The 3,198-nt window shown below is 52.9% G+C and carries 1 protein-coding gene and 1 pseudogene; one reads left to right on the top strand and one right to left on the bottom strand.

What is annotated here, in order from left to right; all coding sequences use genetic code 11:
* Positions 1–240: pseudogene (locus ACO6EE_RS06380) on the top strand (hypothetical protein); the annotation flags it as partial.
* Positions 241–568: 328 nt separating this feature from the next.
* Here the strand turns inward: ACO6EE_RS06380 and metE are convergent.
* Positions 569–2,863 (bottom strand): 5-methyltetrahydropteroyltriglutamate--homocysteine S-methyltransferase, encoded by a 2,295-nt coding sequence (gene metE, locus ACO6EE_RS06375; protein WP_485960048.1) that lies wholly within the window; start codon positions 2,861–2,863, stop codon positions 569–571.
* Between the last annotated feature and the right edge of the window lie 335 nt (positions 2,864–3,198).

The raw sequence follows: 3,198 nt of genomic DNA, 5'->3' as shown, positions 1-3,198 counted from the left end.
CCTTGCAGGATAAGGCTTGCGGGAGGCTTTAGCACCTTTTTTGTTACTTATGCCGCTTTTCACGATCTTCGTATAGGCTTGGATATGGCTGTAGAGGAAAAAGGCCCCAAGCTGGTATTCGATCAATGCAGGAAACTGGTCGAACAGGCATATCAGCACTACAAGGCTGGAGAAGAAGATGAAGGTTGGTATGCTTTGGAAGAAGTGCGTAAATTACTGAGAAAAGTCAGAACCCAATAACGAGATTTTCCGATTGATTAGGCTACCTGAAAAATATCGGTGTCTTTATTTTTCAGGTAGCCTCTATGAGCTCCGATGATTAAAGGCTAAGCCGAGTTGCCGCAAAGCTATAGTGAATTAACAAAAACCAGTACGGCGTTGGCTCGCCTTGCCGTAACGTGTGTACTGTCTGCGGCTCGCCGCCTTGTCCTGATTTTTGTTAATCCACTATAAAGCATAGCATGGACGAAATTCAAACGGCGCTAAAGGCTACCTGAAACCCACACACAAACAAAAAGGCTACCTGAAAGTTTCAGGTAGCCTTTGCTCATTCCAACTGACTCAGCGTTTAGCGGGTAACGTTTTTATCCGCCAATTCCTTACGCAGTTTCTTGGTAACCGCCATCATCACTTCCAGCTGTTCCAAGGTTTCTTTCCAGCCGCGGGTTTTCAGACCGCAGTCGGGGTTGACCCACAGGCGCTCTACCGGCACCACTTCCATCGCTTTGCGCAGCAGGCGCTCCACTTCGGCTTCAGTGGGCACACGCGGGCTGTGGATGTCGTACACGCCGGGGCCGATGTCGTTCGGGTATTTGAAGTCGCCGAACGCGGTGAGCAATTCCATGTCGGAACGTGAAGTTTCAATGGTAATCACGTCTGCATCCATGCTGGCGATGGCGGGCAGGATGTCGTTGAACTCGGAATAGCACATATGGGTGTGGATTTGGGTGCTGTCTTCCGCGCCGGTGCTGGAGAGGCGGAAAGCTTCGCAGGCCCAGGCCAGGTATTCGTCCCACTGCGCTTTTTTCAGCGGCATGGCTTCGCGGATGGCGGGCTCGTCGATCTGGATTACTTTGATACCGGCTTTTTCCAAATCCAGCACTTCGTCGTTCAGCGCCAATGCGATTTGTTTGGCTACCACGCTCAGCGGTACGTCGTCGCGCACAAACGACCATTTGAACATGGTTACCGGGCCGGTGAGCATGCCTTTCATCGGGCGTTTGGTGAGGCTTTGCGCGTAGGTAGACCAGTAAACGGTCATCGGATTGGGGCGGGATACGTCACCGAAAATAATCGGCGGTTTCACGCAGCGGCTGCCGTAGCTCTGCACCCAACCAAATTGGCTGAAGCAGTAGCCGGCCAGCTGTTCGCCGAAGTATTCCACCATGTCGTTACGCTCGGCTTCGCCGTGTACGGGCACGTCCAATTCCAATTTCTCTTGGATCTCCACGCAGTAGGCGATTTCCTTCTTCATCGCTGCATCGTAGTCGGCAGCGGAGAGTTCGCCTTTCTTGAGCGCGGCGCGCGCTTGGCGGATTTCGGTGGTTTGCGGGAAGGAGCCGATGGTGGTGGTGGGCAGCACCGGCAGTTTCATCCATTCCTGCTGTGCCTTAATGCGCTGGGCAAACGGCGATTTGCGCTGGTCGGCACCTTTGGGCAGGTCGGCCACGCGTTTTTGTACGGCTGCATTGTGGATTTTCTTGTTGGTGGCGCGGTCGGCGGCAGCGGCATCGGATTCGGCCAAGGCAGCCTGAACGGCAGATTTGCCGTGTGCCAAAGCCTGTTTCACCACGCCCAGTTCCACCAGTTTCTGCGCGGCAAAGGCCATCCAAGATTTGATTTCGCCGTCCAGTTTTTCTTCCACGGCCAAGTCTTGCGGGCTGTGCAGCAGCGAGCAGGAGGGGGCAATCCACAAATTGTTGCCGAATTTGGCTTTCACGGGCTCGAGCGTGTCGATTACCTTATTCAGGTTGGCACGCCACACGTTGCGGCCGTCAATCAGGCCTACAGACAGCACGCGGTTGTCCGGCCAGCCGTCGGCAAACACGGAGAGTTGCTCCGGTGCGCGCACGCAGTCGATGTGCACGCCGTGTACGGGCAGGGATTTCAACAGGTTCAAATGTTCGGCCACAGAAGCGAAATAAGTGCCGATTACGATGCGCACGCCGGTGTTGGCCAATTCCTGATACACGGGAGCGAATGCGTCCAGCCACACTTGTGAAGCTTCAGCCGCCAAAATCGGCTCGTCGATCTGAATCCAATCCACGCCTTCGGCAGCCAGTTCGCGCAAGAGTTGTGCGTAGGCAGGCAGCAGTTTGGGCAGCAGCAGTTTGGTTACGCGGCAGCCGAAGTCTTCTTTTTTCTTGCCCAACCAAGCCAAGGTAACCGGACCCACCAGCGTGGGCTTGATGTCGTGGCCTTGCGCTTTGGCTTCTTTGATTTGAGCAATCAGGTTTTTGGCGTTTACCTTAAATTCGGTGTCGGCCGACCATTCGGGCACGATGAAGTGATAGTTGGTGTCGAACCACTTGGTCATTTCCATCGCAAACTGGGTGGCGTTACCGCGCGCCAGTTGGAAGTATTCCGGCAGGGTCAGCTTGGCTGCGTCGAAGCCGAAACGGGAGGGAATGCCGCCCAAGGTGCAGAGCAAATCCAGCACATGGTCGTAAAACGAAAAATCGCCCACCGGCAGCAAATCGGCACCGGCGGCTTTTTGGGTGGCCCAGTTGGCGCGACGGATATCGGCCGCTACCTGCTGCAATTCAGCTTCGGATTTCGCGCCTTTCCAAAAGGCTTCAACGGCAAATTTCAGCTCGCGCTTCGCGCCGATGCGCGGATAACCGGAGAGGTGGAATGTGTTCATAAAAACTCCTTCAATGGTTTGCAAAACAGAAAATGTTTAGGAAATGAGTAAAATTTCTCAGGAGGCGAGTTTGCGGCAGGACAAGGCAAGTTGCAAGCGATAAATTTGCTGCTTTGCATGAATGAAATTAATACAAACCCCAGGGTTGAAATGAATAAATTTTATCTATTTCAAATAAAAATATTATTTTTCAAATTATTGCATGTATTTTTAAAACACCAGCCCTTCCCCACCTTCCCACTACCATCCGTCTTTATAAATAAATTTTTAATGGATAGAAGGGCATAAGTAACAAAAAAGGTGCTAAAGCCCCCCGCAAGCCTTATCCTGCAAGG

This window comes from Eikenella sp. (assembly GCF_057315495.1).
Note: the sequence above shows the minus strand (reverse complement) of the source record. Positions and strands in the feature narration are given on the sequence as shown.